Annotated in this window: 1 protein-coding gene; it reads left to right on the forward strand. The window is 63.0% G+C overall.

Annotated elements, in window-relative coordinates; all coding sequences use genetic code 11:
• Positions 1 to 87 precede the first annotated feature (87 nt).
• On the forward strand, positions 88 to 822 hold a 735-nt coding region (locus GY725_12505; GenBank protein ID MCP4005007.1), incomplete at its 3' end, for a hypothetical protein.

Here is an 822-nt window from a genome sequence, read left to right on the forward strand (position 1 = left end):
CAAGCGCCGCCAGGCGCCGATCGTGCTGCGCGTCAGCGGAAAGGCCTTCGGCACCGGACGACGCCTGCCGATCGTGCACCGAAGCGAATGGACAAGCTGAAACTCGCGCGTCCCGCCCTGTCCGTACTCACCGCCCTCGCGTTGAGCGCGGCCTGCATCGCACTAGCTCCGGAACGCGATAGCTCGGAGGTCACGCGCTGGAAGCAACAGGCGGTGCAGCTGCGCGAACTGGATTTCGTGCAGCCCGTGCGATTTGAACGCCTGAATTCGGAAGACATCGCAGAGGTCGTGCGCGGCGAGCTCGAAGCCTCGATCACGCCCGAGTTCATGGAAAAATACCGCGATGCCTACGCAGCCCTGGGCTTTCTGCCGCCCGAAATCGATCTGCTTCGCACCATGCAGTCCCTTTACGAATCGGAAATTGCAGGTCTGTACAGCACGCGTCGTCGCACCATGTTCGTTCTCGAGGAAATGGACGACAGTCGCACGGCCACCGAGGATTCCACGGTGATCCACGAGCTCGTGCACTCACTCCAGCACCAGCACTTCGGCAACACGCTCGAGTTGATGCAGGCCCTGCGCCACAACGACGACGTGGCGACGGCAATGGGCGCGGTCGTCGAAGGCGATGCCTCGTTCACGATGCTGGGTGCGAACCCGGCTAGTACCTATGGCCGCAACCTGAACAGTGCCACGCACCTGCGCGATGCCATGCTCATGAGTCTGGTTTCGCCTCAGGGCATGATGGCCCAGGTCCCGCACCTTCTGCGCTCCTCGCTCCTCTTTCCCTACGCACACGGGACCGTGTTCTCCGCGCACCAG

It is taken from the genome of bacterium, assembly GCA_024226335.1.
GTDB lineage: Bacteria > Myxococcota_A > UBA9160 > SZUA-336 > SZUA-336 > JAAELY01.